We start from the raw sequence: 534 nt of genomic DNA on the forward strand, positions 1-534 counted from the left end.
TGCGCAAATTAGTACCATTAAAATCCATCTACGCGTTTGTGGCGGTGGCGGAATCAGGCAGTATGACGGAAGCCGCCCAGCTTCTGAGCGTTAGCCACTCGGCGATCAGCCAAGCAATTAAATCTCTCGAAAGCCAAGTAAACAAACCGCTTTTTGACCGAATTGGACGCCATGTGTACCTCAATACCGAAGGCAAAAAATACTACCGCAAAGTCGCGCCAGCGTTAGAACAAATCGTCGATGCAACCGAAGCACTGATGCACGATCAAAACTCTCAACGCATTACGCTAAACATGGTGAATTCCTTGGCACTGCATTGGTGGATCCCACGTATGCCACGCCTTCAAGCCTATGCCCCTCAACTTGATGTGCGCCTATCTAACCTTTCTGGACGGTTCAATTTGGAACAAGAAGGCGTTGATGCTGCGTTAGTGCATGGCAACACTGAAGAATGGCAAGACTACTATTGCGAAAAGCTCAGTGAAGACGAACTGGTATTAGTGTGCAGCCCTGATCTCATCGACCACAGCAATC

Annotated in this window: 1 protein-coding gene; it reads left to right on the forward strand. The window is 48.7% G+C overall.

The window, feature by feature from the left end; translation table 11 throughout:
• A partial coding sequence (locus R7190_RS30245) for a LysR family transcriptional regulator (protein WP_318138258.1) occupies positions 1 to 534 on the forward strand: 534 nt, incomplete at both ends.

Source organism: Vibrio sp. 1078-1 (genome assembly GCF_033340475.1).